The 24,484-nt window shown below is 70.4% G+C and carries 27 protein-coding genes; 12 read left to right on the top strand and 15 right to left on the bottom strand.

Annotated elements, in window-relative coordinates; all coding sequences use genetic code 11:
* Positions 1-44: 44 nt before the first annotated feature.
* From WG922_RS16675 to WG922_RS16665, 3 genes are all read right to left on the bottom strand, one after another.
* A complete protein-coding gene (locus WG922_RS16675) occupies positions 45-416 on the bottom strand; it encodes a KGG domain-containing protein (protein WP_340283895.1) in 372 nt (123 codons plus the stop codon).
* Between the two features lie 159 nt (positions 417-575).
* Positions 576-2,732, bottom strand: a complete 2,157-nt coding sequence (locus WG922_RS16670) for a catalase (protein ID WP_340283894.1) — start codon at positions 2,730-2,732, stop codon at positions 576-578.
* Between the two features lie 54 nt (positions 2,733-2,786).
* A complete protein-coding gene (locus WG922_RS16665) occupies positions 2,787-2,909 on the bottom strand; it encodes a hypothetical protein (RefSeq protein WP_340283893.1) in 123 nt (40 codons plus the stop codon).
* 196 nt (positions 2,910-3,105) lie between these two features.
* Here WG922_RS16665 and WG922_RS16660 point away from each other — a divergent pair, with 196 nt between their 5' ends.
* Positions 3,106-3,417, top strand: a complete 312-nt coding sequence (locus WG922_RS16660) for a hypothetical protein (RefSeq protein ID WP_340283892.1) — start codon at positions 3,106-3,108, stop codon at positions 3,415-3,417.
* A gap of 52 nt (positions 3,418-3,469) precedes the next feature.
* On the opposite strand, the gene rpe is transcribed toward WG922_RS16660, so the two are convergent.
* On the bottom strand, positions 3,470-4,156 hold the full coding sequence (gene rpe, locus WG922_RS16655; protein WP_340283891.1) for a ribulose-phosphate 3-epimerase: 687 nt from the start codon (positions 4,154-4,156) through the stop codon (positions 3,470-3,472).
* A 41-nt stretch (positions 4,157-4,197) separates the two neighbouring features.
* Here rpe and apaG point away from each other — a divergent pair, with 41 nt between their 5' ends.
* The 3 genes from apaG (at position 4,198) to WG922_RS16640 (ending at position 7,063) form a co-directional block, all read left to right on the top strand.
* Entirely contained in the window at positions 4,198-4,578 is a 381-nt protein-coding gene (gene apaG, locus WG922_RS16650; RefSeq protein WP_340283889.1) for a Co2+/Mg2+ efflux protein ApaG, read from the top strand.
* A 90-nt stretch (positions 4,579-4,668) separates the two neighbouring features.
* Positions 4,669-5,937, top strand: a complete 1,269-nt coding sequence (locus tag WG922_RS16645) for a cation:proton antiporter (protein ID WP_340283888.1) — start codon at positions 4,669-4,671, stop codon at positions 5,935-5,937.
* Positions 5,930-7,063 (top strand): YbdK family carboxylate-amine ligase, encoded by a 1,134-nt coding sequence (locus tag WG922_RS16640; RefSeq protein ID WP_340283887.1) that lies wholly within the window; start codon positions 5,930-5,932, stop codon positions 7,061-7,063. Before WG922_RS16645 ends, WG922_RS16640 begins: the two co-directional genes overlap by 8 nt.
* Positions 7,064-7,079: 16 nt before the next feature.
* On the opposite strand, the gene WG922_RS16635 is transcribed toward WG922_RS16640, so the two are convergent.
* On the bottom strand, positions 7,080-7,538 hold the full coding sequence (locus WG922_RS16635) for a hypothetical protein (RefSeq protein WP_340283886.1): 459 nt from the start codon (positions 7,536-7,538) through the stop codon (positions 7,080-7,082).
* Between the two features lie 178 nt (positions 7,539-7,716).
* Between WG922_RS16635 and thiL the strand changes: the two genes are divergently transcribed.
* The 4 genes from thiL to WG922_RS16615 are packed head-to-tail and all read left to right on the top strand — an operon-like array spanning position 7,717 to position 10,289.
* A complete protein-coding gene (thiL, locus tag WG922_RS16630; RefSeq protein ID WP_340283885.1) occupies positions 7,717-8,670 on the top strand; it encodes a thiamine-phosphate kinase in 954 nt (317 codons plus the stop codon).
* Positions 8,645-9,211 (top strand): thermonuclease family protein, encoded by a 567-nt coding sequence (locus tag WG922_RS16625; protein ID WP_340283884.1) that lies wholly within the window; start codon positions 8,645-8,647, stop codon positions 9,209-9,211. Before thiL ends, WG922_RS16625 begins: the two co-directional genes overlap by 26 nt.
* Positions 9,208-9,792 carry a phosphatidylglycerophosphatase A family protein gene (locus WG922_RS16620; protein WP_340283883.1) on the top strand — a complete coding sequence of 195 codons (585 nt, stop codon included), beginning with the start codon at positions 9,208-9,210 and terminating at the stop codon, positions 9,790-9,792. Before WG922_RS16625 ends, WG922_RS16620 begins: the two co-directional genes overlap by 4 nt.
* Positions 9,789-10,289, top strand: coding sequence for a CinA family protein (locus WG922_RS16615; RefSeq protein WP_340283882.1), 501 nt, complete (start codon positions 9,789-9,791; stop codon positions 10,287-10,289). Before WG922_RS16620 ends, WG922_RS16615 begins: the two co-directional genes overlap by 4 nt.
* Before the next feature lie 34 nt (positions 10,290-10,323).
* On the opposite strand, the gene WG922_RS16610 is transcribed toward WG922_RS16615, so the two are convergent.
* The 10 genes from WG922_RS16610 to WG922_RS16565 all read right to left on the bottom strand — a co-directional run bounded on the left by WG922_RS16610 (position 10,324) and on the right by WG922_RS16565 (position 20,134).
* The gene (locus WG922_RS16610; protein ID WP_340283881.1) at positions 10,324-11,097 is read right to left on the bottom strand and encodes a UPF0149 family protein; all 774 of its coding nucleotides are present in this window, start codon (positions 11,095-11,097) and stop codon (positions 10,324-10,326) included.
* Between the two features lie 57 nt (positions 11,098-11,154).
* Complete coding sequence (locus WG922_RS16605; protein ID WP_340283880.1) at positions 11,155-11,727, bottom strand: putative toxin-antitoxin system toxin component, PIN family; 573 nt, start codon at positions 11,725-11,727, stop codon at positions 11,155-11,157.
* On the bottom strand, positions 11,724-12,938 hold the full coding sequence (locus WG922_RS16600; protein ID WP_340283879.1) for a THUMP domain-containing class I SAM-dependent RNA methyltransferase: 1,215 nt from the start codon (positions 12,936-12,938) through the stop codon (positions 11,724-11,726). The genes WG922_RS16605 and WG922_RS16600 overlap by 4 nt, the downstream gene beginning before the upstream one ends.
* 29 nt (positions 12,939-12,967) lie before the next feature.
* Complete coding sequence (gene rpoN / locus WG922_RS16595; RefSeq protein WP_340283877.1) at positions 12,968-14,488, bottom strand: RNA polymerase factor sigma-54; 1,521 nt, start codon at positions 14,486-14,488, stop codon at positions 12,968-12,970.
* 3 nt (positions 14,489-14,491) lie between these two features.
* Positions 14,492-15,274 (bottom strand): LPS export ABC transporter ATP-binding protein, encoded by a 783-nt coding sequence (gene lptB, locus WG922_RS16590; protein ID WP_340283907.1) that lies wholly within the window; start codon positions 15,272-15,274, stop codon positions 14,492-14,494.
* Positions 15,275-15,300: 26 nt separating this feature from the next.
* Positions 15,301-15,936 carry a lipopolysaccharide transport periplasmic protein LptA gene (gene lptA, locus WG922_RS16585; RefSeq protein ID WP_340283876.1) on the bottom strand — a complete coding sequence of 212 codons (636 nt, stop codon included), beginning with the start codon at positions 15,934-15,936 and terminating at the stop codon, positions 15,301-15,303.
* A 106-nt stretch (positions 15,937-16,042) separates the two neighbouring features.
* Positions 16,043-16,684: a thiol:disulfide interchange protein DsbA/DsbL gene (locus WG922_RS16580; RefSeq protein WP_340283875.1), complete on the bottom strand. Its 642-nt coding sequence runs from the start codon at positions 16,682-16,684 to the stop codon at positions 16,043-16,045.
* A 38-nt stretch (positions 16,685-16,722) separates the two neighbouring features.
* Complete coding sequence (locus tag WG922_RS16575; RefSeq protein WP_340283874.1) at positions 16,723-17,334, bottom strand: SPOR domain-containing protein; 612 nt, start codon at positions 17,332-17,334, stop codon at positions 16,723-16,725.
* Between the two features lie 17 nt (positions 17,335-17,351).
* A complete protein-coding gene (gene argS / locus WG922_RS16570; protein ID WP_340283873.1) occupies positions 17,352-19,025 on the bottom strand; it encodes an arginine--tRNA ligase in 1,674 nt (557 codons plus the stop codon).
* A 125-nt stretch (positions 19,026-19,150) separates the two neighbouring features.
* Entirely contained in the window at positions 19,151-20,134 is a 984-nt protein-coding gene (locus WG922_RS16565) for a LysR family transcriptional regulator (RefSeq protein ID WP_340283872.1), read from the bottom strand.
* 91 nt (positions 20,135-20,225) lie between these two features.
* On the opposite strand from WG922_RS16565, the gene WG922_RS16560 reads away from it, so the two are divergent.
* The 4 genes from WG922_RS16560 (at position 20,226) to WG922_RS16545 (ending at position 24,470) form a co-directional block, all read left to right on the top strand.
* A complete protein-coding gene (locus WG922_RS16560) occupies positions 20,226-20,906 on the top strand; it encodes a haloacid dehalogenase type II (RefSeq protein ID WP_340283871.1) in 681 nt (226 codons plus the stop codon).
* Positions 20,907-20,928: 22 nt separating this feature from the next.
* A complete protein-coding gene (locus WG922_RS16555) occupies positions 20,929-23,124 on the top strand; it encodes a malate synthase G (RefSeq protein ID WP_340283870.1) in 2,196 nt (731 codons plus the stop codon).
* 91 nt (positions 23,125-23,215) lie between these two features.
* Complete coding sequence (locus tag WG922_RS16550; RefSeq protein ID WP_340283869.1) at positions 23,216-24,028, top strand: DUF1631 family protein; 813 nt, start codon at positions 23,216-23,218, stop codon at positions 24,026-24,028.
* 178 nt (positions 24,029-24,206) lie between these two features.
* Positions 24,207-24,470, top strand: a complete 264-nt coding sequence (locus WG922_RS16545; protein WP_340283868.1) for a cysteine-rich CWC family protein — start codon at positions 24,207-24,209, stop codon at positions 24,468-24,470.
* Positions 24,471-24,484: the final 14 nt, after the last annotated feature.

The raw sequence follows: 24,484 nt of genomic DNA, 5'->3' as shown, positions 1-24,484 counted from the left end.
CGGGCCCTGCGCGCCGCCACACCGCTTGCGCCCCGCTGGCGCGGCTATTCGGCCTTCCCGCCGCCCGCATTGTCGGCCGGCGAGCCGGCGGTGGATGCGCCGGCGCTGCCCGACTTCGCTGCGCGGGAGCCGCCGCGCCCGCCGCCGCTCGCCTCGCCGCCCTTGCGGCCTGCACGGCGCGCTTCTTCCGGCGTGAATTCGTGCGCAGTGCCCCGCTCGTGGGCTGCCTTGCCACCCTTGCTGCCGGCGCGCCGCGCCTCCTCGGGCGTGAACTCGTGCGCATTGCCGCTTTCGTGGGCGGCCTTGCCGCCCTTGCTTGCGATCGCCCGCTGGCGTTCCGGGTCCATGGACGCGAAGCCGCGCTTGGATGTTCCGCGCCGCGCTCCGCCGCCGCTCCCCTCGGTATTGCTTGCCATGTCAGCTCTCCAGATCGGTGCCGCCGGCACGGTAGGCCGACGCTAGGGCCGATTGGGAGACAGGACGCGGGCCGAACAGGTCGGTCCCGGCTTTGAGCCGCGGTAGGACAGTTCTTGTGCCGAGCCACCGCGCGGGCCGGCACGCGCGCGCCGCGCGGCTCAGGCGGGAATCGCGTCGATGCCCGCGCGCTGCCAGTGCCGGTGGCGCGCGATCGCCTGCACGAACTCCTGCGCCATCTGCAGGCGGTTCGCCGGGTCGTTGCTGCCACGCACGACGCCGGCCGCAGCGGCCTCCTCGCCCTCGGGCAGACGCAGTACCTGGGCGCCCTCGCCTATCAGGCACAAGGCCTTGCCGTGGCGATAGCCTTCCAGCACGAAATGCACGGCGTCGCCGATGCGCGCGAGCGCCTGTGCGCTGCTCGCGCCGGCGGGAACCATGATCGCGTCGAACATGACCGAGGGCATGGTCGCGAAGGTATGGTCCACGGCCAGCTGCTGGCCGGACGAGGTGGAGATGAAGCCCAGGTGCGCGGCCACCACGCGCGTCACCACCCCGTGGTCGTGCAACACCTGCTGCAGCACCTTCATCGCTCCGACCTCGACGCCGTTGGCCACCACGATCGCCACACGCCGTGTCGCCAGCGGCACGCCCGTGCCGCTGGCCGGCTCCAGGCTCAGTGAGGGCGATGCGTCCAGCAGGCGCCTCGCCGGAGTTTCGCGGTAACCCGCCCGCCCGGCGGCCGCGCGCGGGTCGGGCGCCCCGATGCCCAGCGGCTCGGCGACCTTGCGCGCCAGGCGCGCGTCCACATGGGCGAGGTTGTCCACCACCCGCTGGCGGATCGCGGTGGTCGCCACCTTCGACAGCTCGAACTGGAAAGCGGCGATCAGCCGCTCTTTCTCGGACGCGCTCTGGCTGTTCCAGAACAGCGTGGCCTGGCTGAAGTGGTCGTCGAAGCTGGGGCTGCGGCGGCGCAGCTTGGGCGACTCGATCATGTCGGGCGCGCTCTGGAAGCCCTGCTGCCCACCATCGACCCGAAATTCCGAGCCGTTGCCCAGGGTATTCGGCTCATAGCTCACCGCACCGCGTGCGATGCCCATGCGGCCGCGCCCGTCGCGCGCGAAGTTGTGCACCGGGCACACACTGCGATTGACCGGCAGCTCGTGGAAATTGGGTCCGCCCAGGCGCGCCACCTGCGAGCCCGTATAGGAAAAAAGCCGCCCCTGCAGCAGCGGGTCGCTGGTGAAGTCGATCCCCGGCACCAGGTGCCCCGGATGGAAGGCCACCTGCTCGGTTTCGGCAAAGAAATTGTCCGGATTGCGATTGAGCACCAGGCGACCCACGGCCTGCACCGGTGCCAGTTCCTCGGGCACCAGCTTGGTGGAATCGAGCAGGTCGATGCCCAACGCATCGACCTTGCTTTCGTCGATCAGCTGCAGGCCCAACTCCCATTCGGGAAAGTGGCCCTCGGCAATGGCTTCCCAGAGGTCGCGGCGCAGGAAGTCCGGGTCGCGCCCGGCGATCTTCTGCGCCTCGTCCCACGAAATGGCGTGCCGCCCGAGCTTGGGCTTCCAGTGAAACTTGACCAGGTGGGTCGCGCCGTGCGCGTTGATCATGCGGAAGGTGTGGACGCCGAAGCCCTCCATCATCCGCAGGCTGCGCGGCAGGCCTCGATCGGACATCAGCCACAGCTGCATGTGGGTGGTCTCGGGCAGCAGCGAGGCGAAGTCCCAGAAGGTGTCGTGTGCGCTCGACGCCTGCGGCATTCCATGGTGCGGCTCCGGCCGCAGCGCGTGCACCAGGTCGGGCAGCTTCATGGCGTCCTGGATGAAGAACACCGGCATGCTGCTGCCGACGAGGTCGTAGTTTCCCTCGCGCGTGTAGAACTTCACCGCGAAGCCCCGCACGTCGCGCACGGTGTCGGCCGAACCGCGCTCTCCGCTGAGATTGGAAAAGCGCGCAAACACGGGCGTGCGGCTGCCGGCTTCCTGCAGGAAATCGGCGCGGGTGTACGACGAGAGCGACCGGTACAGCTCGAAGTAGCCATGGGCGCCGGCGCCTCGGGCGAACACGGCGCGCTCCGGAATGCGCTCGTAGTCGAAGTGCGCCAGCTTCTCGCGCAGGATGAAGTCTTCCAGCAGGGTCGGCCCGCGCACGCCGGCGCGCAGTGAGTTGTGGTTGTCCGGCACTACCACGCCTTGTTGCGTGGTCAGGTGGCCGTCCACCGGCTGGTTGTACGCCTCCATCTGCCGGTGCTTGGCGATCACGCCGTCGGACGCCTTGCTCTTGCGCTGTGCGTCCTGCTTGGGTTGGGGCATCGAGATTCCTGTCGGCGATCGGCACGCGGGCCGCCGCCGCTCTTTGTGTGCTTGTCAGTTGCCCTCGAGGTCGAGGGCTGCGTCGATGATGCTGACCACCAGCGTGACGGCGAGCACCCCCCCGGCGCTCGCGGCACACCAGACCAGCCATTCAGGCCACGCAGCCAGCAATTCCATGTCCTACCTCCTTGGGCTCGGATCCCCAATGTAGGCAAGCTCATGGGCGCGACCCGTAGCCCGCTGGAGGGGCCCGGTGTCGGCGGCCGCGTCCTTGCGCGGTAGGAGATCGCCGACTCCGCACCTATGGTTCAGCAGGCTCGCGTTCGGGCGCTGTCCTACCCGCGCGCAGCAGGCCCCGGGGCACCATCGGCCCATGAAAGACCAGCGTCCTGCCGAAAGCACCCGCCCCGCGGGCCCCGATGTGCCTCCCGGAGCGGCACCCCAGCCGAACACCATGCCGGCGCAGGGCGAAACGCAGCAGCCGGTGCCCCGACGGCAGTACGAGCGCGACCAGTCGGCCGACAGCCAGGTGGCGGACGAGCCCTCGATGCAGGACATCGGGCGCATCGCCCGCAAGGACGCAGCGCGCGGCATTCCCGACACCACCAAGGGTGCCGAGATGGACGCGACCTACGAGAAGCTGCGCGAGGACATGCCGGACGGCGACAAGAAGTTCACGCCCTGACGCCGAGGGCGCAGCCCCCCCCCCCCGGCAGAGGCAGAGGCTGCGGGTCGCCTCAGCGCGCCAGCGCCGCGCGCATGTCGGCGATCACGCCTCGGTAGTCGGGCTTGCCGAAGATCGCGCTGCCTGCCACGAAGGTGTCGGCGCCGGCGGCGGCGACACGGGCGATGTTGTCGGCCTTGATGCCGCCGTCGACCTCCAGGCGGATGTCCCGGCCGCTCGCGTCGATCCGCCTGCGCGCCTGCTCGACCTTGCGCAGCGCCGAGTCGATGAAGCTCTGCCCGCCGAACCCTGGGTTCACGCTCATGATGAGGATGAGGTCGATCTCGTCGATGGTCCAGTCGAGCACGTCCAGCGGCGTCGCCGGGTTGAACACCAGCCCTGGCTTGCAGCCGCGCGTGCGGATGGCCTGGACACTGCGGTGGACATGCCCGCTCGCGTCGGGATGGAAGCTGATGTAGTCGGCGCCGGCCTCCGCGAACAGCTGGGCCAGCGCGTCCACCGGCTGCACCATGAGGTGCACATCGATCGGAACGGCCGTGCCGTCCGAGCGCTTCGCGTGCGGCTTCAGCGCCGAGCAGATCATCGGGCCGAAGGTGAGGTTGGGGACATAGTGGTTGTCCATCACGTCGAAGTGGATCCAGTCGGCTCCGGCGTCGATGACGTCGCGGACTTCCTCGCCGAGACGGGCAAAGTCGGCCGAAAGGATGGAGGGGGCGATGCGGTGCGGCGTGCTGCTCATCTCGCAATTTTCGCAAATGCCCGCGCGGGTACCATCGGCGCATGGCCAAGTACCAGTTTCGCGTGGAAGTCGTTCCGCAATACCTGCCCGAGCAATCGGCGCCCGCGGAGTCGGTCCACAGCTTCGCGTACACCATCACCATCACCAACACCGGCGAGGTGCCTGCGCAGCTGATATCGCGCCACTGGCACATCACCGACGCGAACGGACAGGTCGAGCAGGTCAAGGGTCTGGGCGTGGTCGGCCACCAGCCGCTGCTGCGTCCGGGCGAATCGTTCCAGTACACCAGCGGCTGCCGGCTGCGCACGCCCACGGGGAGCATGCACGGCAGCTATTTCTGCGTGGCCGAGGACGCCACGCGCTTCGAGGTGGATATCCCCGCCTTCCTTCTGGACGACGGCTCTCGCCGGGTGCTGCACTGATGTGAAGACCGCGCCGACGGGCCGCTTCGTGCGGGCCCGTACGGCTCAGCTATAACCGCGGCACCGTTTCGCGCGAGGAATCAACAAGAGATGATCGATTACATGGCCATCTGGTCGGGCTGGCTCCGGACTTCGGCGGGCCTGCCCGGCGTGCAGTGGTCGCTGCTGCTCGCCCTGGCCGCCGCCAGCGGCTATCTGGTGCAGCGTCACCTCGGCCTGCCCAAGGTGGTGGGCTACTCGGTCGTCGGTGCCGCCGCCGGGCTGTCCGGCTTTGCCACCGACGTCTGGCCGCTGCAGGGCATCAGCCTGTTCGCCCTCGAACTCGGGGCGTCCGTCGTGCTGTTCGAGGCGGGCGGGCGCATCGCGCTGCGCTGGTTCCGGCACAACCCGATGGTGCTGCTGCAAAGCGTGCTGGAAGCAGCCCTGAGCTATGCCTTCGTCTACTACGCGATGCGCTGGCTGGGGCTGGGTGGCAACGTAGCGGAGGCGCTTGCCGCCATTGCGCTGGTCAGCTCGCCGGCCGTGCTGAGCCGTGTCCGCCTGGACACCCGTGCCACCGGCCCCGTCATGGAGCGCGCCCTGGCCCTGACGACATTGGGAGCACTCTATGCGCTCACCCTGGTGACCGCACGCACGCAGGTGATCCACCGCGAGCGCGAGACCCTGCTCGACACGCTGCTGCCGATCGCCAGCGTGCTCGGGTTGTCTATCCTGGTGGCCATCGTGCTGGCTCTGGTGCTGCGGCTGGCGCTGCGCATCATGAGCCCCACCAGCGAGAACACTGCCATGGTGCTGCTGACGCTGATCGCGGCGACGGCGGCCATGGCCGGCCACTTTGGCGGATCGGCCCCGCTGGCGGCGCTGCTGGCCGGCATGCTGCTCAAACAGGTGAATCCCCGCCCCTGGGCCCTGCCGCGCCAGCTCGGCACCGCCGGTTCGCTGCTGATCATGCTCACCTTCGTGCTGGTGTCCGTGGTGGCGGCGCAGGCGCAATGGAACGCCACCGTGGCCGGGCTCGTGCTGGCGCTGCTGCTGGCGCGGCTTGCCGGCAAGGTGATGGGCGTGGGCCTGGCCAACTGGGGCAGCGGCCTCGGATGGCGGCAGGCGTTCTGGACCGGCTGCGCGATGCAACCGATGTCTTCCGTGGCGCTGCTGCTGGTGGCGCAGTTCATCGCCTCCTCGCTCACCCTCGGCCCGCAGATCGCCGCGGTCGCCCTGCCGGCCATCCTTCTGATGGAATCGCTGGGTGCGATCGTCGCGACCGTCGCGATCTACCAGGCCGGCGAAAGCGCCCGTGCCCTGGCGCTGCAGAGCGTCGAAATTCCTCCCGCGCTTCCCGGAAGACCGCCCCGTGGCTGACACCCTCCAACTCGAACCCTTTCAGCATTCGGCCGCCCTGTCGCTGGGCGTCGAACTGGAGCTGCAGCTCGTCAACACGAACGACTACGATCTGGCGCCGTACGCAGACGAGATGCTGCGGCTCATGGCGCGCCACAAGCTGCCCGGCAGCGTCGTGCCGGAGATGACCTCCAGCATGATCGAGATCTCCACCGGCGTGTGCCAGAACACCGCCGACGTGCTCGGGCAGCTCGCCACGATCCGCGACGCGCTGGTGCGCAGCGCCGACAAGCTCAACATCGCGGTGGTCGGCGGCGGCACGCACCCGTACCAGCAGTGGCACGAGCAGCGCATCTACGACAAGCCGCGCTTTCGCCAGCTCTCCGAGCTGTACGGATACCTCAGCAAGCAGTTCACCATCTTCGGCCAGCACGTGCACATCGGCTGTCCCGACGCCGACGCGGCGCTGCTGATGCTCCACCGGATGTCGCGCTACATCCCGCACTTCATCGCGCTGTCGGCGTCCTCGCCCTACGTGCAGGCGCAGGACACGCAGTTCGATTCGGCGCGCCTGAACTCGGTGTTTGCCTTTCCGATGTCCGGTCGGGCACCGTTCACCCTTTCCTGGGACCAATTCGGCGAGTTCTTCGCCAAGACCACGCGCACCGGCGTGGTCAAGAGCATGAAGGACTTCTACTGGGACATCCGGCCGAAGCCGGAGTACGGCACCATCGAAATTCGCGTTTTCGACACGCCGCTCACCATCGCCCGCGCCGCCGCGCTCGCGGGCTTCGTGCAGGCCCTGGGAGCGTGGTTCCTGCAGGAGCAGCCCTTCATGCCCCAGGAAGACGACTACATGGTCTACACCTACAACCGCTTCCAGGCCTGCCGCTTCGGACTGGAAGCGGTCTATGTCGAGCCGGCCACGGGACAGCACACCTCGCTGCGCGAACACATCCTGCAGACGCTCGAACAGATCAAGGGCCATGCGCGCGAGCTCGGCGCGCTCGACGGCATCGAACTGCTGGCGAACGACGCCGCGCAAGCACGCAACGACGCCCGCTGGCTGCGCGAGCAGCAGGCGCGAGAGCGCCTGCTCGCGGAAACGGTCCGCCAGGCATCACTGCGCTTTCGCGGCCCCAACTGAGCCCGCGTGCCGGGGCTCAGGCCAGCGGGTGGCGCGCGCGTGCCATGCGCGGCGACGGGGCGGCGCGCCCTTGCGCGCTGCCCGCGCCACCTGGTGCTGCGGGCGGCTGTCCGCTGTGGTTCGCGCACAGCGTGATGAACTCCGCCACCAGCCGGTCGTGCCGCGCCTGGCCGGCCAGCAGTTGTTCCTCGAGGTCCTCGCGGGCCGGAACGGCCGCGCGCCGCACCAGGTGCTGGCGCAGCACCAGCAGCTTCAAATCGGTGTGGCACAGCAGCAGCTCGCCCAGCTCCCCCCGGCCCCCGGGAAAGGCTTTCTCGGTCAGCACCCGCACCAGCTCGAGGTTGGCGTGCGTGCGTTCGTAGCGGCTGAGGTCGGCCGGGTCTTCCCGCCAGTGGGCGAAACTGCGGGCATACACCGCCGCGATTTCGGTCAGCTGGTGCGCCAGGGTCCTGGACTTGTGCTGCTCTGCGTTCATGAGCCTTCCTCGATCGCAAAACGGTAGCGCTTCAGTCTGCCGATTCCCGGCTGCGCCGTGGGCAATATTTCCGCCCTGCTTGCAAGCAGGCGTATCTGCTTCGTCCGCTCCTGCAGACCCAAGCCGTCCGCCGACGGGCGCTGCGGCTGGGACGGCTGCGGCTATGCTGCGCGCTTGCATGGGTGAATTCGACGTCATCGCTCGTTTCTTCACGCGCGCCGCGCGGCGCAGCCCCCTGGGCGTCGGAGACGACTGTGCGCTGCTCGCGCCGCGTGCGGGCATGCAGCTGGCGGTATCGACCGACCTGCTCATCGAAGGGCGCCATTTCCTCTCGACGGTGGATCCGCACCGGCTGGGACACAAGTGCCTGGCGGTCAACCTCAGCGACCTGGCGGCTTGCGGCGCCGAGCCGCTGGCGTTCACCCTGGCGCTGAGCCTGCCGCAGGCCGACCCCGACTGGCTGGAGCCTTTTTCCCGCGGGCTGCTGGGCCTGGCAGACGCCCACGGCTGCGAACTCGTCGGCGGGGACACGACCCGCGGCCCGCTGTCGATCTGCATCACCGTGTTCGGCGAGGTGCCGGCCGGGCAGGCACTGCTGCGCTCCGGCGCCCGCCCCGGCGACGACGTCTGGGTCAGTGGAAGCCTGGGCGACGCGCGGCTGGCGCTGGAGGTGTTCCGCGGCCGCGTGGGCCTGCCGTCCGCTGCCTTCGAGGCGGCGCGCAACCGGCTGGAGCAGCCCACGCCGCGCGTGGCCCTCGGGCTCGCGCTGCGCGGGCTGGCCAGCGCCGCCGCCGACGTGAGCGACGGTCTCGCGGGCGACCTCGGGCACATCCTTCGCCGCTCGGGCGTGGGCGCGTGCATCGAGGCCGAAGCCGTCCGGGCGCTGCTGGCGGTCCGCGACGGCGTGGGCGAGGCCGAGGCGCTCGCGCTGGCGCTGTCCGGCGGCGACGACTACGAACTGGTGTTCACCGCGGCGCCGCAGCACCGCGGTGCCGTGCAGGACGCCGCTGCACAGTGCGCAACCTCCGTGCGGCGCATCGGCCGCATCGAGGCCGATCCCGGCTTGCGCGTGCTGGATGCGCAGGGCCGGCCACTTTCCCTGAACCATGCCTCCTTCGACCATTTCGCCTGACTCCGGCCCGCGCCGCCGCGTCCTGCTGCGCCTGCACACGGCTGCCGGACTGCTGCCGCTGCTCCTGCTGCTGCTCGCGCTCAGCTTCGGCGCCGCCGGCGATGCCGCCGCCGCACAGCGCGTGCTGCGGGGTACGGTCAGCCACGTCACCGACGGCGACTCGATCTGGGTGCGGCCGGCCCGCGGCGGGGCCGCACGCCCGGTTCGGCTGCTGGGCATCGACGCACCCGAGCTGTGCCAGCGCGGCGGTGCGGCCGCACGCGAGGCGCTGGCACGCGGGGTGCTGGGCCGGCCGGTGCTGCTGCACACGCGCGGCCGCGACGCCTACCAGCGGGTGCTGGCGCAGGTAGGCACCGAAGGGCAGCCCGACGTCGGCGCATGGCTGGTGGCGCATGGCCATGCCTGGGCGGCTGCGCGGGGACCGGCAAGCCGCTACGCCGCGCAGGAGCGGCAGGCGCGCGCCGCGCGCCGTGGCGTGTGGGCCCGCCCCGGCGCGATCGAGCCACGCGCCTTCCGCGCCCGCTACGGGAGCTGCCGATGACGCTGACTCCGCTCGCACCGGCGGCCGAGGTGATCGACAGCGGCTTTGCATCGCCGTCACCAGCGGCTGCCGCACCAGCCACGCAGCGCCATGCCACGCTCGCATTCACGTTTGCGCATCCGGCGCACGCCATCGCGCTCGGCTTCGGCGCCGGGCTCGCGCCGGTCGCACCGGGTACCGCCGGCACCCTGTGGGGCTGGCTCAGCTTCGTGGCGCTGCAGGCCTGGCTGCCCGCCGCGGCCCTCGGATGGATCATCCTGGGCGCGCTCGGCATCGGCTGGTGGGCTTGCGCGGTGACGGCCCGCAACCTGGGCAGCTGCGACCCCGGAAACGTCGTGTGGGACGAAATCGTCGCCTTCTGGATCGTGCTCTGGCTGGTGATGCCCGCGGGCTTTGCGGCCCAGTGCGCCGCCTTCGCGCTGTTCCGCTTCTACGACGCCGTCAAGCCCGGGCCGGTCGCATGGGCCGACGGACTGTTCCACGGCTGGGGCTGGCGCGGCGGGCTCGGCGTGCTGTTCGACGACCTGGTCGCGGCCTTCTGCACCCTGCTGACCATCGCCGCCTGGCGGGCCCTCGCATGAACGCACCGTCGCTGCGGCCGCCCCCCATCGAACGCCTGGCCGAGCTCCTGACCGCGCGGGGCTGGATGCTGGCTACGGCCGAAAGCTGCACCGGCGGCCTGATCGCTGCGGCATGCACCGACCGCGCCGGATCGAGCGCCTGGTACGAGCGCGGCTTCGTCACGTACTCGAACGAGTCCAAGACGGAGTTGCTGGGCGTCGATGCCCGGTGGATCGACCAGCACGGCGCAGTCAGCGAGGTCGTGGCGCGCGCGATGGCGCACGGCGCGGTGCGGCACGCACGGGCGCAGGTGGGCGTTGCCGTGACCGGCATCGCCGGGCCCGGCGGTGGCAGTGCCGACAAGCCGGTGGGCACGGTCTGGTTCGGCTTCGTGGTCGATGGACGCCTGAGCAGCGAACGCTGCATCTTTGAAGGCGACCGCGCCGGCATCCGGGCCGCGACCGTGGCACACGCGCTCGCGCGGCTGGTGGAGTTGCTGGAGCGCAGCGCCGCCTAGACCTTTTCGGCAGCAACGAACGGGCCACCCTGCCTCAGGCGCCGTGGCACTTCTTGAACTTCTTGCCGCTGCCGCAGGGGCAGGGATCGTTGCGCCCCGGACCGGCCTCGCGGCGCAGCGCTTCGGTACGGGGTCCGAGGCTGCGCCACAGCATGCGCAGGTCGTAGGCGGACCACACCGCTTCGCCGAACTCGTCGAGACGGCGCTCGCTGACGCTGGGCGGGCCGTCTTCGGTGTGCATCGACACGGCCGGCGCGCCGGTGTCGGGTTCGGCCAGGCGGGCGATCGCCTCCAGGGCCTCCTGCAGCATCTGCGCCGCCTCCCGGTCGCGCGGCGCGGCCCACTCCTCGGGCCAGGATTGCACCGCGTGCAGAAAGCCCTGGGCCCAGTGCTCGGCGAAGGAGGGCAAGTCCTCGAGCCGGGCGTCGCCCCGCTCCTGCGGCGGCAGCGCCAGCACCGCGCCGCGCACGTCCAGCACTTCGGGCTGCAGGGTGCGCTCGTCTTCCAGCAGCTCCACCTCGGCGTCCAGCGCAGCCTCCACCTCCTGCCAGCGGCGCTTCCAGCGCCAGACGAACTCCATGTGCTCCATCGGCCGAAAGCTCTCACCGAGCAGCACCGGCCAGTACTCCTCGGGGGCGATCGGGCGGCGGCAACACACCAGCGCCGTGAGGAAGCCTTCGCAGAACTCCCAGTCGGGGGTGAACTCGTCGTGCTCGCGCAGCGCATCCAGCACCGCGTCCTGCGCATCGAAATCGTCGGGGCCGAGGACGGCAGGGGTGCTGGCCGTGGGGTCTGGCTGGGTAGTCATGATGGCGTGGCGACAAGCTGCGGGAGTGGTGCGGACGGTGGGGGCGGGTGCGGGCGGTTAGACCTGGGGGCCGTGTGCGGAGTGCGCAGGCTGCACGAATTTCGCGCGCTCCGCCCGGCCGTCGTGCTGGGTCGGCGCTGCGTGCTGCGTTGCTCCCGGGTAGTGCGCCGGCCCGGTGGAGGCTGCCGGCTCTGCGGCGCATGCGGGCAGCGCCGCGACGACGGTGACGCTCCACGGCGCCAGGCGGCGCCGCAGGGCCAGCACCGCGCGGTCCTTGCTCAGGAGGGTGGCGCCGAAGGCGACGGCCAGATCGACGAACTTCTGATCGTCGGGGTCGGCGCAGGTGGGCGCGGCTTTGGCGGGCGGGGGCACCAGTGTGGCCGCGGCATCGAAGCGGCGCAGCACCTCGGCTGCATCGCTTGCGCCGGCGTCGAGCCGCGCAGCGATGCACGCGTAGTCCAGCACGCGGACGAGTTCGCTGCGCATGGCCTCGGTCGCGAGCCAGCGCAGGCGCTGCTGGCGCAACCCCTCCAGCAGCGGCTGGGCCTGCGCGTCGCCGAACACGAAGGCATCGAGCACGACGTTGGTGTCGATCACCACGTTCGCGCGGGGCTCCACGCCTGTACTCACGGTTGTGCCTCGCGCGAGCGAGCGGAGCCGGCGACCATGTCGAAGCGGAACAGTCGGCATTCGATCGGGCCATTCCACAGGGGCACGCGGCGCGATTCCTTCAGCCGCATGCGCGAGGGCAGCTTGAGATCGGGCGTGAGCACCCAGGCGGTCCAGCCCGCGTAGTGCCTTTTCCAGTGCGCCGCCAGCTGCGCGAAGAAATCGCCGCCCTCGTCGGTCTGGGCCCGCTCGCGCCCGCCCTGCGTGCGGCCGGCGATGCCCGCCGTCTCGATGCGCTCGCCATAGGGCGGGTTGACCAGCATGACGCCCGGCTGCGCACTTGGCGGCATGCGCTGGAGCGCGTCGCCGCCACGGAACTGCACGGCGTCGGCGACGCCCGCGCGTTCCGCGTTGCGCTGCGCGAAATCGACCATGCGGAACGACACGTCGCTGCCGTGCACCGTCACGGTGGCGGGCCGACGCATCTGCATTGCCTCTTCCTTGAGTGCGGCCCAGGCCGCAGCGTCGTGCGGGAGCAGCCGTTCGAAGCCGAAGCGGCGCAGCAGGCCCGGCGCGATGTTGCAGGCGCGCTGCGCGGCTTCGATGGCGATCGTGCCGCTGCCGCAGCAGGGGTCGTAGAGCGGCACGCAGGCATCCCAGCCACTGGCCGCGATCATGGCGGCGGCCAGTGTCTCCTTCAGCGGCGCCTCGCCCTTGTCCTCGCGCCAGCCGCGCTTGAACAGCGGCTCGCCGGAGGTGTCCATGTAGAGGGTGCAGTCACTCGAGGTCAGGTGCACGTACAGCCGCACATCGGGGCGCTGCGTATCCACGTCCGGGCGCACGCCGGCGCGGTCGCGGAAGCGATCGGCCACGGCGTCCTTGATGCGCAGTGCGGCGAAGTTCAGGCTCTTGAGCGGGCTGTGCTGTGCGGTGATCTCGACCTTGAACCGCTGGCGCGCGGTGAACCACGCCTCCCAGGCGACCGCCGTCGCGGCCTCGTACAGGTCGTCCTCGGACCGGTACGGCGTCTGCGAGAGCTGCACCAGCACACGCTGCGCCAGCCGGCTGTGCAGGTTCAGCCGCATGGCGTCGCGCCACGCGGCACGCAGCACCACGCCGCCGCGCCCCACGAGCAGGTCGTCGCCGGACAGGCCGCACAGCGCGTGCACCTCGTCGGCCAGGGTGTCCTCGACGCCGGCGGCGCAGGGCAGGAAAAGCTGAAGGTCGTTCATGGAAATGGGGCGCGCAAGCGCTCGGTTTGCTAAAGCGCCTTGCGCAGGTTGGCCGGCGCGAGGCGCAGCGCCTCCCGGTATTTCGCCACCGTACGGCGCGCGCATTCGATGCCCTGCTCCTTGAGCATCTCGGACAGCTGGCTGTCGGACAGCGGCTTGCGCGTGTCCTCGCCGGCGATGAACTGCCGGATCAGCGCGCGCACCGCGGTGCTCGAGGCGTTGCCTCCGGTCTCCGTTCCCAGGGCCGAGCCGAAGAAGTACTTGAGCTCGAAGGTGCCGTAAGGCGTGGACATGTACTTCGCGGTGGTAACACGCGAGATCGTGGATTCGTGCAGCCCCAGCTCGTCGGCGATCTCGCGCAGCACCAGCGGCCGCATGGCCAACTCGCCGTGCACGAAGAAGTTCTTCTGGCGCTCGACGATGGCGTTGGACACACGCAGGATGGTGTCGAAGCGCTGCTGGATGTTCTTGATGAACCAGCGAGCCTCCTGCAGCCGCTGCTGCAGCCCCTGGTGGCGCTCGCCGCGCTGGGCCTTGAGCGCACCGGCATACAGCTCGTGCACGCGCAGCCGCGGCATCACGTCGGCATTGAGCTGCACGCGAAACCGGTGCTGCCCCGGACGACCCAGGCGCGTGACGATCACATCGGGCACCACGACGTTGCGCTCGACATCGACGAAGCGCCGGCCCGGCTTGGGCTCGAGGCGGGCGATCAGCGTCAGCGCAGAGCGCAGCCGCGCCTCGCTCTCGCCGGTGAGCTGGGCCAGGCGCTTGAAATCGCGCCGCGCCAGCAGCTCCATCGGGTGGCCGCAGGCGGCCAGGGCCGCCGCCACGGCACCGGGCTCGGCCGCATCGGGACCCAGGGCCGCCAGCTGAAGGCGCAGGCACTCGGCCAGGTCGCGCGCGCCGACGCCCACCGGCTCCAGGTGCTGCAGCAGCCGCAGGGCCACCGTGAAGTGATGGACCAGCTCCTCCTGCTGCGCCAGGTCGTCCGGCGCGAGCGATGCGGCAAGCGATTCCAGCGGTTCGTCGAGCAAGCCGTCGTCGTTGAGCGACTCGATCAGGAAGCGCAGGGCGGCGGCATCCTCGTCGCACAGGCGCAGCGACAGCGCCTGCCGGTGCAGGAACTGCTGCAAGGTCTCGCCGCCGCGCGCGAGCTCGGTGGCATCCGGCGTGTCGCCGTCGTTGTCGTGGCGCCGCGCGGGAGCCTCCATGCCCCACTCGCCATCGTCGGGGACCATCTCGGTGCTGCCATCGCCGTCCCAGTCGGTCGGGAGGGCCTCGGCGGCGGCATCGCCATCGCCCTCGCCCGCACCCGTGGGAACGTCGCCGTCCGCGTCGTCCTGCGCGGGCGCGTCGGCCCGCGCGATGCCGAACTCCTCGCGCGGGACCTCGTCCTGCGCCAGCTCGAGGAAGGGGTTGTCGTCGAGCATCTGCTCGACTTCCTGCGAGAGCTCCAGCGTGGACAGCTGCAGCAGGCGAATCGACTGCTGCAGCTGCGGCGTCAGCGCCAGGTGCTGCGACACCCGGAGGGAAAGGCCCTGCTTCATGGGCTACATCCGGAAGTGCTCGCCGAGGTAGACGCGCCGCACGTCGGCGTTGTTCACGATCTCGTCGGGCGTGCCCTGGGCGAGCACGCGCCCGTCGCTGATGATGTAGGCGTGATCGCAGATGCCGAGCGTCTCGCGCACGTTGTGGTCGGTGATCAGCACGCCAATGCCGCGCGACTTGAGGAAGCCGATGATCCGCTGGATCTCGATCACCGCAATGGGGTCGATGCCGGCGAAGGGCTCGTCCAGCAGGATGAAGCGCGGCTGCGTCGCCAGCGCGCGGGCGATCTCGACGCGGCGCCGCTCGCCACCGGACAGCGCCACGGACGGCGAGGCGCGCAGGTGCTCCACCCGCAGGTCCTGCAGCAGGTCAGTCAGGCGCAGCTCGATCTCGGCGCGCGTGAGCGAACGGCCATCGGCATCGCGCTGCAGTTCCAGCACCGCGCGCACGTTGTCCTCGACGTTCAGGCGCCGGAATATCGAGGCTTCCTGCGGCAGGTAGGACAAGCCCAGCCGCGAGCGCCGATGGATCGGCATGCCCTCGACCGCCCGGCCGTCGATGGTGATCTCTCCGCCATCGGCCCGGACCAGCCCCACGATCATGTAGAACGAGGTGGTCTTGCCCGCACCGTTGGGGCCGAGCAGGCCGACGACCTCGCCCTTGGCCACGGACAGGGTCACATCCTTGACCACCTTGCGGCTGCCGTAGCTTTTCTGCAGGTGGCGGGCCTCCAGGCGGCTGCCGCCGTCACCGGGCGCCGCGGCCCCGTACGACGCACCGGCCACCGGCGCGAAGGCGCTGGCCTCGTCGCTCACCGGCGCTCCTGGCGCAGCGTGCCACTCGGACGCAGCGGTGCAGCGGGTGTCGCCGGCGCGCCGGCCGGCGGCTTCGTCGATGCCTCCGACGAGCGAGGCGCCAGAACGGCGCGCACGCGCCCGCCCGGATTCGCGGGCGTGGCACCGGCGGCGGTCTTGCCCCCGTCCACGGTGAAGACGTCGGTGGTGTTGTCGTAGGTGATCAGGTTGCCGGAGGTCTCGTCTGCGAGCGTGGCACCCTGATAGCGCCGCATGACGGCACGCCCGATGAACTTGACGCGATCGGCGCGGCCGTCGTATTCGATGGATTCGCCCTCGCCTTCGATGAACTCGTCCACGCCCTCGCGCTTCTGGCGCCAGAAGGCGCGCTGGCCGGGCTCGGCCGTCACGAGCGCGTACTGATTGCCCTCCGGGTCCTGGCGCACCTCGATGCGATTGCCCCGGACCACGATGGTGCCCTTGGTGGCAACCACCCGACCGGTGAACACGCTGGTCTGGCGCAGGTCGTCATAGCGCAGCGCGTCGGCCTCGATGTTCATGGGCATGTCGCGGTCGGCGCGCTCGGCGACAGCCGATGACGCGCCGGTCGCCGCGGCCAGGGCCAGCACCAGGGTCAGGAAGTGTTGTTTCATAGGGCACGAATCTTGCGTGCGCATTGTAGCCACGGGTCTCGTGGCGCCCGAGGGCGCCCCGGCATACCCCGGGGCCCCACGGGGCTGGCTGGCGGCGGAGCAGTCTTCAGGCGGGCTTGCGTGCTTCGCCGATCAGGAAGTCGGCCACGTTCAGCGAACGGGTCAGCGTGCCAGCCATGCTGCCGTCGGTATAGAAGCGCCCGGCCACACCCAGAGCCGGAACACCCTCGACGCCATAGGCGTCCTGCAGCTGGACCGCCTGCTGGGCCTGGGCTGCGACGGCATCGGACTGGAAGATGTCCTGGAATCGTTTGGTATCGAGCCCCTGCTTCTCGGCCCAGGCGAGGATGGTCTCCGGCCGGTTGGTGGGCTGGCGCTCCATGTGGATCGCGTGGAACACCTTGCCGTGCATTTCCTCGAGCTTGCCCATCGCCTGCAGCGTGTAGAACAGCTTCTGCTGAGGAACGAAGTCGGCCCGGAACGCGACGGGCACGCGGCGCAACACCACGTCGGGCGGCAAGGCGGCGGCCCAGGTGACGAGCTGGGGCTCGAAGGCGTTGCAATGCGGACAGCTGTACCAGAAAAACTCGACCACCTCGATCTTGCCGGCCGGCGCTGCCGTCGGCACGCGCCGGCCGAGCCGGCGGTAATCCGCCCCCTCGCGGGGCACGCGCTGTGCCAAGGCGCCTAGAGGCAGGGTGGCCGCGCCGAACGCCAAGGCTGCAGCGGAGAAGTCACGTCGGTTCATGGGCAAATCCTGGGTGCGTGGAACAGGTGGTGTGCGCCTCAGCGCTGCACGCGCACGAGCGCGGATTCGAAGCCGCTGGCTTCCAGGCGCGCCTTGCTGCGGTCGGCGTCCTCCCTGCGCTCGAAGGGCCCCACGCGCACCCGGAACACCTGCCGGCCAGACTGCTCGCGCTCGGTCACACGGGCCTCCAACCCCATCAGCGAGAGTCGTGCCCGCTGTGTTTCGGCGTCCTCGGCGGTGCGGAACGCGCCGGCCTGCACGAAGTAGATGAACGGATCGACCGCCGCCGTGGCCGCCCGCGCGCTGGCGAGCTCGCCCAGCGGATCGCCCTGCGCCGGAACCCGCGCGGCGGCAGCAGCCGACGGCGCCGGCGCAACGGTGGCGGGCTGGACCGCGGAAGATGCCGGCGTCGCAGCCTGGGTCTGGGGGCGAGCGGGGTTCTTGCCGTACAAAGGCGCGTTCGGATCCCAGTTCTCGTTCTTGCGCGACTCGGCGGCGTCCTGCTCGGGCGTGCGGATCTGGCTCTTGTTCATGAAGGGCACCGGCACCTTGGTGACGTACACCGCCACGGCGAGCGCCGCGCCCAGTCCGAGCACCACGCCGATGATGATGCCGACAAAGGTGTTGCCGCGTTGCTGCTGCTTGTTCACTTGAAACGTCCTGCCGATCACATCTTCTGCGGGGCACTGACGCCCAGCATTGCCAGACCATTGTGCAATACCTGCGCGCACGCAGCCACCAGCGCGAGGCGTGCCCGCTTGACCGCTTCGTCATCGACCAGGATGCGCTCGCTGTCGTAGTAGCTGTGGTAGGCGGCGGCCAGTTCGCGCAGGTAGAAGGTCACGTCGTGCGGCGCGAAGTCGGCGGCGGCGGACGAGAGCATGGCCGGGTAGCGCGCGAGCACCAGCATCAGCGCCTGCGCGGGGGCGCTGTCCAGCGGTGCCAGGTCGGCCTCGCGCAGGCTCGCGGCCTCGCCGCCCCAAGCCGCCAGTACCGAGCAGATGCGGGCGTGCGCGTATTGCACGTAATAGACGGGGTTGTCGTTGTTCTGCGCCAGCGCCAGATCGACGTCGAACACGTACTCGGTGTCGGGCTTGCGCGAGAGCAGGAAGAAACGCACCGCGTCCTTGCTGGTCCAGTCGATCAGGTCGCGCAGCGTGACGTAGCTGCCGGCGCGCTTGGAGATCTTCACCTCCTCGCCGCCGCGCATCACGCGCACCATGGTGTGGAGCACGTAATCGGGGTAGCCGGGCGGGATGCCGACTCCGGCCGCCTGCAGGCCGGCGCGCACGCGCGCGATGGTGCCGTGGTGGTCGGTGCCCTGGATGTTCACCACCTTCTCGAAGCCACGCTCCCACTTGGTGATGTGGTAGGCGACGTCGGGCACGAAGTAGGTGTAGCCGCCGTCGGACTTGCGCATGACGCGGTCCTTGTCGTCGCCGTAGTCGGTCGAGCGCAGCCACAGCGCGCCGTCCTGCTCGTAGGTCTTGCCCGCCTCCTGGAGGCGGCGCACGGCGTCGGCCACCTTGCCGCTGGTGTAGAGGCTGGACTCGAGGTAGTAGTGGTCGAAGCGCACCGAGAAGGCCTGCAGGTCCAGGTCCTGCTCGTGGCGCAGGTAGGCCACGGCGAACTGGCGGATGCCCTCGAGGTCTTCGACGTCGCCGGACGCGGTGAACACCCGGTCGTCGGCGCGCACGGTCTTGCGCGCGAGGAAATCGGCCGCGATGTCGGCGATGTAGTCGCCGTTGTAGGCCGCCTCGGGCCAGCCGGCATCGCCCGGCTTCAGCCCCTTGGCGCGCAGCTGGGTCGAACGCGCCAGCGTCTCGATCTGCACGCCCGCGTCGTTGTAATAGAACTCGCGGTGCACCTGCCAACCCTGGCTCGCGTAGAGGTTGCAGATGGCATCACCGAGCGCCGCCTGGCGGCCGTGGCCGACGTGCAGCGGCCCCGTCGGGTTGGCCGAGACGAACTCGACCATCATGCGCCGCCCGCTGGCCGGCTGGCGCCCGTAGTCGGCACCGGCGGCGAGCACTTCGCGCACCACCTGCTGCTTGGCGGCCGGCGTGAGGCGGATGTTGATGAAACCCGGCCCCGCGATCTCGATGGCTTCCACCCAGCGGGCGAACGCCGGCCGCAGGCGCAGGTCTTCGCGCAGGGATTCGGCGAGCTGGCGGGGGTTCTGCTTGAGGCCTTTGGCCAGCTGCATCGCGGCGGTGCAGGCGAGGTCCCCGTGGGCCGCCGCCTTGGGCGATTCGAACGCTGCCCTGGTGCCCGCGCCGGGCTGCAGCCGTTCCAGCCCGGCGCTGAGATCGCCGAGCAGTTCTTGTGTGACGAGGAGCATCGCCGGATTTTACGGGCCGCTCATCGGGGCCGCCGCGAGCGCCGGACGTGCCTGCTGCGCGTTCTGGCGCGAAGCCGGAGCCGCCGGCCCGGGCCCTCGGCGGGTCGCGGCGCACCCCGGAACCCTTAGCGCGACGCGCCGCCACCGCCACCGCCACCGCTACCGCCACCGCTACCAGCGCCGGCCTCCGCCTCCGCCTCCGCCTCCGCACGCCAGAATGCCGGCTGGCTGTAGTGGTGCTTGAGAAAGTCGATCCACAGCCGCACCCGCAACGGAAGATGGCGGCGCTGCGGAAACACCGCATAGATGCCGTTGGGCGCGGCGGCATAGGGCGCCAGCACCTCCACCAGCCGGCCACTGGCGATGTCGCCCTGCACCTCCCAGGTGCTGCGCCAGGCGATGCCTTGCCCCTGCAGGCACCAGGCATGCAGGACCTGGCCGTCCGAGCAATCCAGCGGTCCGCCCGGGCGCAGGTGCAGCACCCGGCCGTCCTCCTGGAAGGCCCAGCCGCGGCTCTGGGATGCATCGCTGGACAGGCCGAGGCACCGGTGCCGGCCCAGGTCGGCCGGCGTGCGCGGCGTGCCGTGCACCCGCAGGTACTCGGGCGCGGCGACGCACAGCCGACGGTTCTCGGCCAGGCGCACGCTCACGAGCGAGGAGTCGGGGAAGTCGCCGACACGCACCGCGCAGTCGTAGCCCTCGGTTGCGAGGTCCACCACCCGGTCGCTGAGGTTCAGGGACACGCTGACCTCGGCGTGCAGTTGCCGGAACGCCGGCACCAGCGGCGCGACATGCCGACGCCCGAAACCCGCAGGCGCGGTGATGCGCAGGTGCCCGCTGGCCTTGACGCCGCCGGCGCTGACGCTCGCCTCCGCATTGGCCAGGTCGGCCAGCACCCGCTGGCAGTCCTCCAGGAATGCGCTGCCCTCGTGCGTCAGGGCCAGGCGCCGGGTGGTGCGCACCAGCAGCTTCACGCCCAGCCGCTCCTCCAGGGCGTCGATGCGGCGCCCGATCAGGGCCGGGGCAACGCCCTCGGCCCTGGCAGCCGCCGACAGGCTGCCGCGGGCGGCCACCGAGACGAAGGTCTGCAACTGCTTGAGCTGGTCCATGGGCGAATGCGATTAGCTATGTTTCTGTCACAGATACTTTGCCGGATTGACGGCTTCATTATCTCCAGGGGTTGCAATAGAGTCGCTCGCGATGATCCCTCCCCGCGCAGTCCTCTTCGACGCCTATGGCACGCTGTTCGACGTGTACAGCGTTGCCTCGCTCGCCGAGCAGCTGTTTCCTGGGCAGGGGCAGGCGCTGGCGGTGACGTGGCGCGACAAGCAGATCGAATACACCCACCTGGTCACCAGCAGCGACGACGGCGCGCACTACCGCCCGTTCTGGGAGCTCACGCAGGCCGCCCTGCGCCACGCATGCAAGCGGCTGCATCTGGAGCTCGCCCCGGCGACCGAGCAGCAGCTGATGAACCAGTACCGGCACCTGTCGGCCTTTCCCGAAAACCGCGCCGTCCTCCAGGCGCTGAAGGCGCGCGGCGTTCCGACCGGCATCCTGTCCAACGGCGACCCGCAGATGCTGGGCGTGGCGGTGCGCAGCGCGGGACTGGAAGACCTGCTCGACCACGTGCTGAGCGTCGATGCGGTGCGCCGCTACAAGACCCACCCGTCGGCGTACGCGCTCGGCACCCGCGCGACCGGGCTGGCGGCGCCGCAGGTGCTGTTCGTGAGCAGCAACGCCTGGGATGCGCTGGCCGCCACCTGGTTCGGCTACCGCACGCTGTGGGTGAACCGTAACGGGTTGCCCTTCGAGGAGCTCGGCACCGCGCCCACCCACGTCGGCAGCAGCCTGCGGGACGTGCTTACCCATTTCCACTGATTTTCAGATCGAGGACACCACCATGAACCAACGCATCACCCGCCACGGCCTGCAGATCGACGCCGCGCTGGCGCGCTTCATCGACGAGCAGGTGCTTCCCGGCACCGGCGTCGAGGCGGCCGCTTTCTGGAAGGGCTTCGACGCCCTGGTGCACGAGCTCGCACCGCAGAACGCGGCCCTGCTGGCCGAGCGCGAGCACCTGCAGCAGGCGCTGGACACCTGGCACCAGGCGCATCCCGGACCGGTGCGCGACCTGCCGGCCTACCGCGCATTCCTCGAAGGCATCGGCTATCTGGTGCCGCAGCCGGCCGGCACGCGCGCGACCACCGACAACGTGGACGCCGAACTCGCGCTGCAGGCCGGCCCGCAACTCGTGGTGCCGATCCTCAACGCCCGCTACGCGCTCAATGCCGCCAATGCCCGCTGGGGCTCGCTCTACGACGCGCTGTACGGCACCGATGCGATTCCCGAGTCGGACGGCGCCGACCGCGGGCCGGGCTACAACGAGCAGCGCGGCGCACGCGTGATCGCCTACGCTCGCCGTGTGCTCGACCGCGCGGCCCCGCTGGCGCAGGGCTCGCACGCCGACGCGACCGGCTATGCCATCGAGGGCGGCCAGCTGGCGGTGTCGCTGAAGGGGGGCACGCGCACCGGACTGCAGCACCCGGAGCGCTTTGTCGGCTTCCAGGGCGCGGCCGACGCGCCGAGCGCCGTCCTGCTGCGCCACCACGGCCTGCACCTGGAGCTGCGCATCGACCCTCAGCAGCCGATCGGCGCCGCCGACCCCGCCGGCGTGAGCGACCTGATCGTGGAGTCGGCGCTGTCCACCATCCTCGACCTGGAAGATTCCGTTGCGGCGGTCGATGCACAGGACAAGCTGCTGGCCTACCGCAACTGGCTGGGCATCCTGCTGGGAACGCTCACCGAGGAGGTCAGCAAAGGCGGTCGCAGCTTCACCCGCGGCCTCAATCCCGACCGCATCTACACCGCTCCCGACGGCGGGGGCGAGGTGCGGCTGCACGGGCGCTCGCTGCTGTTCCTGCGCAACGTCGGCCACCTGATGACCAATCCGGCCATCCTGTGGGGCGAGGGACGCGAGATCCCCGAGGGCATCATGGACGCGGTCATCACCACCGCCATCGCGCTGCACGACCTGCAGGGGCACGGCGCCCACGGCATCCGCAACTCGCGCACCGGCTCGGTCTACATCGTCAAGCCGAAGATGCACGGGCCGCGCGAAGTGGCTTTCGCCAACACCTTGTTCGCCCGCGTCGAGCAGCTGCTGGGGCTCGCACCCAACACGGTGAAGCTGGGCATCATGGACGAGGAACGCCGCACCAGCGTCAACCTGCAGGCGTGCATCGCCGAAGCCGCCGCACGCGTGGCTTTCATCAACACCGGCTTTCTCGACCGCACCGGCGACGAAATGCATACGGCCATGCTCGCCGGCCCCATGCTGCGCAAGGGCGACATGAAGTCGAGCGCCTGGATCGAGGCCTACGAGCGCAACAACGTGCTGGTCGGCCTCTCGTGCGGCCTGCGCGGTCGGGCGCAGATCGGCAAAGGCATGTGGGCCATGCCGGACAAGATGGCGGCGATGCTCGAGCAGAAGATCGCCCATCCCCGCGCCGGCGCCAACACGGCCTGGGTGCCTTCGCCGACGGCGGCGACGCTGCATGCCCTGCACTACCTCGAAGTCGATGTCTTCGCCGTGCAGCGCGAGATGGAGAAGACCTCCGCCGAAGCCGAGCGCGACACGCTGCTGGCGGGGCTGCTGCAGGTGCCGGTGGTGGCCGAGCCCCGATGGTCGCCCGAGGAGCGCCAGCAGGAGCTGGACAACAACGTGCAGGGCATCCTGGGCTACGTGGTGCGCTGGATCGACCAGGGCGTGGGCTGCTCCAAGGTGCCGGACATCCACAACGTCGGCCTGATGGAGGACCGTGCGACGCTGCGCATCTCCAGCCAGCACATCGCCAACTGGCTGCACCATGGGGTGGTCACGCCCGAGCAGGTGCACGAGAGCTTCCGCCGGATGGCGGCCGTGGTCGATCGGCAGAACGCAGGCGATCCGCTCTACAAACCCATGGCGGAACACTGGGAGACGTCGTACGCCTTCCGCGCCGCGCTCGACCTGGTGTTCAAGGGGCGCGAGCAGCCCTCGGGCTATACCGAGCCGCTGCTGCATGCCTGGCGGCTGCGCTACAAGGCCGGCACCTGAAGCAGACAATCGCGGACATTCCGCTGACGGCTTGTCAGATCTCCCAGGGTAGGCCGGGTGGCGCAACCGCCCGCGTTTCTACACTCGGCCGATGGCTGCGGTGCATCTCCTCTCCTTCGTTCGGTTTCCGGCGCGTGCCTGGCGCACGGCAGCCGCGGCGCCGGCAAGCGCGCCCGCAGCTCGCACCGCCGCGAACCGCGAGCGCTTTGCCAGCAGCCGCTCGGCCAACGACTCCCTGATTTCCGATGCGGCCGACTTCCTGCGGCAGCGGCAGGCACTCGCCGAACAGATCGCCATCGATCTGGTCCAGCGACCCGACCTGCGTTCGGCGCCCGAAGCCGTCCAGGATTTCCTGCTGCAGGTCTGGGCCATGGTGCTGGCCCACGCGCAGCTCTCGTCGTCGTCGGAGAAAACCTGCGCGACGCTCGATGCCACGGTGGACACGCTGCTGTGGAGCATCCGCCGCGACGCCACCCTGCGCCGGCCGGCGCGCCTCGTAGCCGCCATCCCGCAGCTGTTGCAGCAGCTGCGGCAGGGGTTGGCCCTCCTGGGCCGCGCACCCGAACAAGACACCGCCTTCTTCGCGCTGCTGGAGGACCTGCATCGCCCCGCGCTCGAGCTTTGCGCCACCCGGCGGCACGTCGGCGCCGGGCTCGAGGTGGTCGATGCCGGCACCGCCCTCGAGGGCCTGCGCGCCGGCACCTGGGTCGAGCTGTACTGCGATCACCAGTGGTTGCGTGCACGCCTGGACTGGGTGGACAGCAACCACCGCCAGTTCATGTTCTGCAGCGCCCATGGACATCCCCATGCGATGACGCGGCGCACCCTCGAACACATGGTGCGCACGGGCCTGCTGCGCGTCGATACGCCAGCCCCGCCAACGCACGCTGCGCAGTCCTCTTGAGGCGCTTGCACGAGGGCGTGCAGCCATGCACCCCGGCCTTGCATCGAGACGCCTTGCACCGGCGTCCGCTCCGGCCCCCCTCCACCCCTTCGCGATCGACCCGGAGCTCTGGCGTGGTGCCGCGGCGCCCTCGACCGGCAAATCGCAAGACCTGTGCGGTATCTGCTAGCGTGGCGTCATGCCACCCGTAGAACCCGCCCCCTCAGCTCCCGCACCGATTTCGCCGGAGCGCTGCCCGCTCTGCGGCGCGGACAATCTCTGCGCCATGGAGCGGGAGCGCCTCACCGGCGAGGCGCAGCCGCCCTGCTGGTGCACCGGGGTGACGTTCGGCGCCGCGCTGCTGGAGCGCGTGCCGGAGCCGGCCCGCCTGCGGGCCTGCATCTGCCCCACCTGTGCGCGTGGGGCCGACCGCAGCACCGAGGGCAGCACACCGAACGCCTGAACGCGCCCGGGGCG

Origin of the sequence: Ramlibacter sp. AN1015, assembly GCF_037726105.1 — a bacterium.
Taxonomy (GTDB): Bacteria; Pseudomonadota; Gammaproteobacteria; order Burkholderiales; family Burkholderiaceae_C; genus Ramlibacter.
Note: the sequence above shows the minus strand (reverse complement) of the source record. Positions and strands in the feature narration are given on the sequence as shown.

What these genes read in the sequence shown, in the direction of transcription:
- WG922_RS16565 (WP_340283872.1), bottom strand. Translation starts at nt 20,134, where the DNA reads ATGGACCAGCTCAAGCAGTTGCAGACCTTCGTCTCGGTGGCCGCCCGC.
- thiL (WP_340283885.1), top strand. Translation starts at nt 7,717, where the DNA reads ATGGGTGAATTCGACGTCATCGCTCGTTTCTTCACGCGCGCCGCGCGG.
- WG922_RS16545 (WP_340283868.1), top strand. Translation starts at nt 24,207, where the DNA reads ATGCCACCCGTAGAACCCGCCCCCTCAGCTCCCGCACCGATTTCGCCG.
- WG922_RS16645 (WP_340283888.1), top strand. Translation starts at nt 4,669, where the DNA reads ATGATCGATTACATGGCCATCTGGTCGGGCTGGCTCCGGACTTCGGCG.
- rpe (WP_340283891.1), bottom strand. Translation starts at nt 4,156, where the DNA reads ATGAGCAGCACGCCGCACCGCATCGCCCCCTCCATCCTTTCGGCCGAC.
- WG922_RS16560 (WP_340283871.1), top strand. Translation starts at nt 20,226, where the DNA reads ATGATCCCTCCCCGCGCAGTCCTCTTCGACGCCTATGGCACGCTGTTC.
- WG922_RS16615 (WP_340283882.1), top strand. Translation starts at nt 9,789, where the DNA reads ATGAACGCACCGTCGCTGCGGCCGCCCCCCATCGAACGCCTGGCCGAG.
- argS (WP_340283873.1), bottom strand. Translation starts at nt 19,025, where the DNA reads ATGCTCCTCGTCACACAAGAACTGCTCGGCGATCTCAGCGCCGGGCTG.
- lptA (WP_340283876.1), bottom strand. Translation starts at nt 15,936, where the DNA reads ATGAAACAACACTTCCTGACCCTGGTGCTGGCCCTGGCCGCGGCGACC.
- WG922_RS16675 (WP_340283895.1), bottom strand. Translation starts at nt 416, where the DNA reads ATGGCAAGCAATACCGAGGGGAGCGGCGGCGGAGCGCGGCGCGGAACA.
- WG922_RS16550 (WP_340283869.1), top strand. Translation starts at nt 23,216, where the DNA reads ATGGCTGCGGTGCATCTCCTCTCCTTCGTTCGGTTTCCGGCGCGTGCC.
- WG922_RS16620 (WP_340283883.1), top strand. Translation starts at nt 9,208, where the DNA reads ATGACGCTGACTCCGCTCGCACCGGCGGCCGAGGTGATCGACAGCGGC.
- WG922_RS16660 (WP_340283892.1), top strand. Translation starts at nt 3,106, where the DNA reads ATGAAAGACCAGCGTCCTGCCGAAAGCACCCGCCCCGCGGGCCCCGAT.
- WG922_RS16610 (WP_340283881.1), bottom strand. Translation starts at nt 11,097, where the DNA reads ATGACTACCCAGCCAGACCCCACGGCCAGCACCCCTGCCGTCCTCGGC.
- WG922_RS16580 (WP_340283875.1), bottom strand. Translation starts at nt 16,684, where the DNA reads ATGAACCGACGTGACTTCTCCGCTGCAGCCTTGGCGTTCGGCGCGGCC.
- WG922_RS16670 (WP_340283894.1), bottom strand. Translation starts at nt 2,732, where the DNA reads ATGCCCCAACCCAAGCAGGACGCACAGCGCAAGAGCAAGGCGTCCGAC.
- WG922_RS16625 (WP_340283884.1), top strand. Translation starts at nt 8,645, where the DNA reads ATGCCTCCTTCGACCATTTCGCCTGACTCCGGCCCGCGCCGCCGCGTC.
- WG922_RS16665 (WP_340283893.1), bottom strand. Translation starts at nt 2,909, where the DNA reads ATGGAATTGCTGGCTGCGTGGCCTGAATGGCTGGTCTGGTGTGCCGCG.
- apaG (WP_340283889.1), top strand. Translation starts at nt 4,198, where the DNA reads ATGGCCAAGTACCAGTTTCGCGTGGAAGTCGTTCCGCAATACCTGCCC.
- WG922_RS16600 (WP_340283879.1), bottom strand. Translation starts at nt 12,938, where the DNA reads ATGAACGACCTTCAGCTTTTCCTGCCCTGCGCCGCCGGCGTCGAGGAC.
- WG922_RS16555 (WP_340283870.1), top strand. Translation starts at nt 20,929, where the DNA reads ATGAACCAACGCATCACCCGCCACGGCCTGCAGATCGACGCCGCGCTG.
- rpoN (WP_340283877.1), bottom strand. Translation starts at nt 14,488, where the DNA reads ATGAAGCAGGGCCTTTCCCTCCGGGTGTCGCAGCACCTGGCGCTGACG.
- WG922_RS16635 (WP_340283886.1), bottom strand. Translation starts at nt 7,538, where the DNA reads ATGAACGCAGAGCAGCACAAGTCCAGGACCCTGGCGCACCAGCTGACC.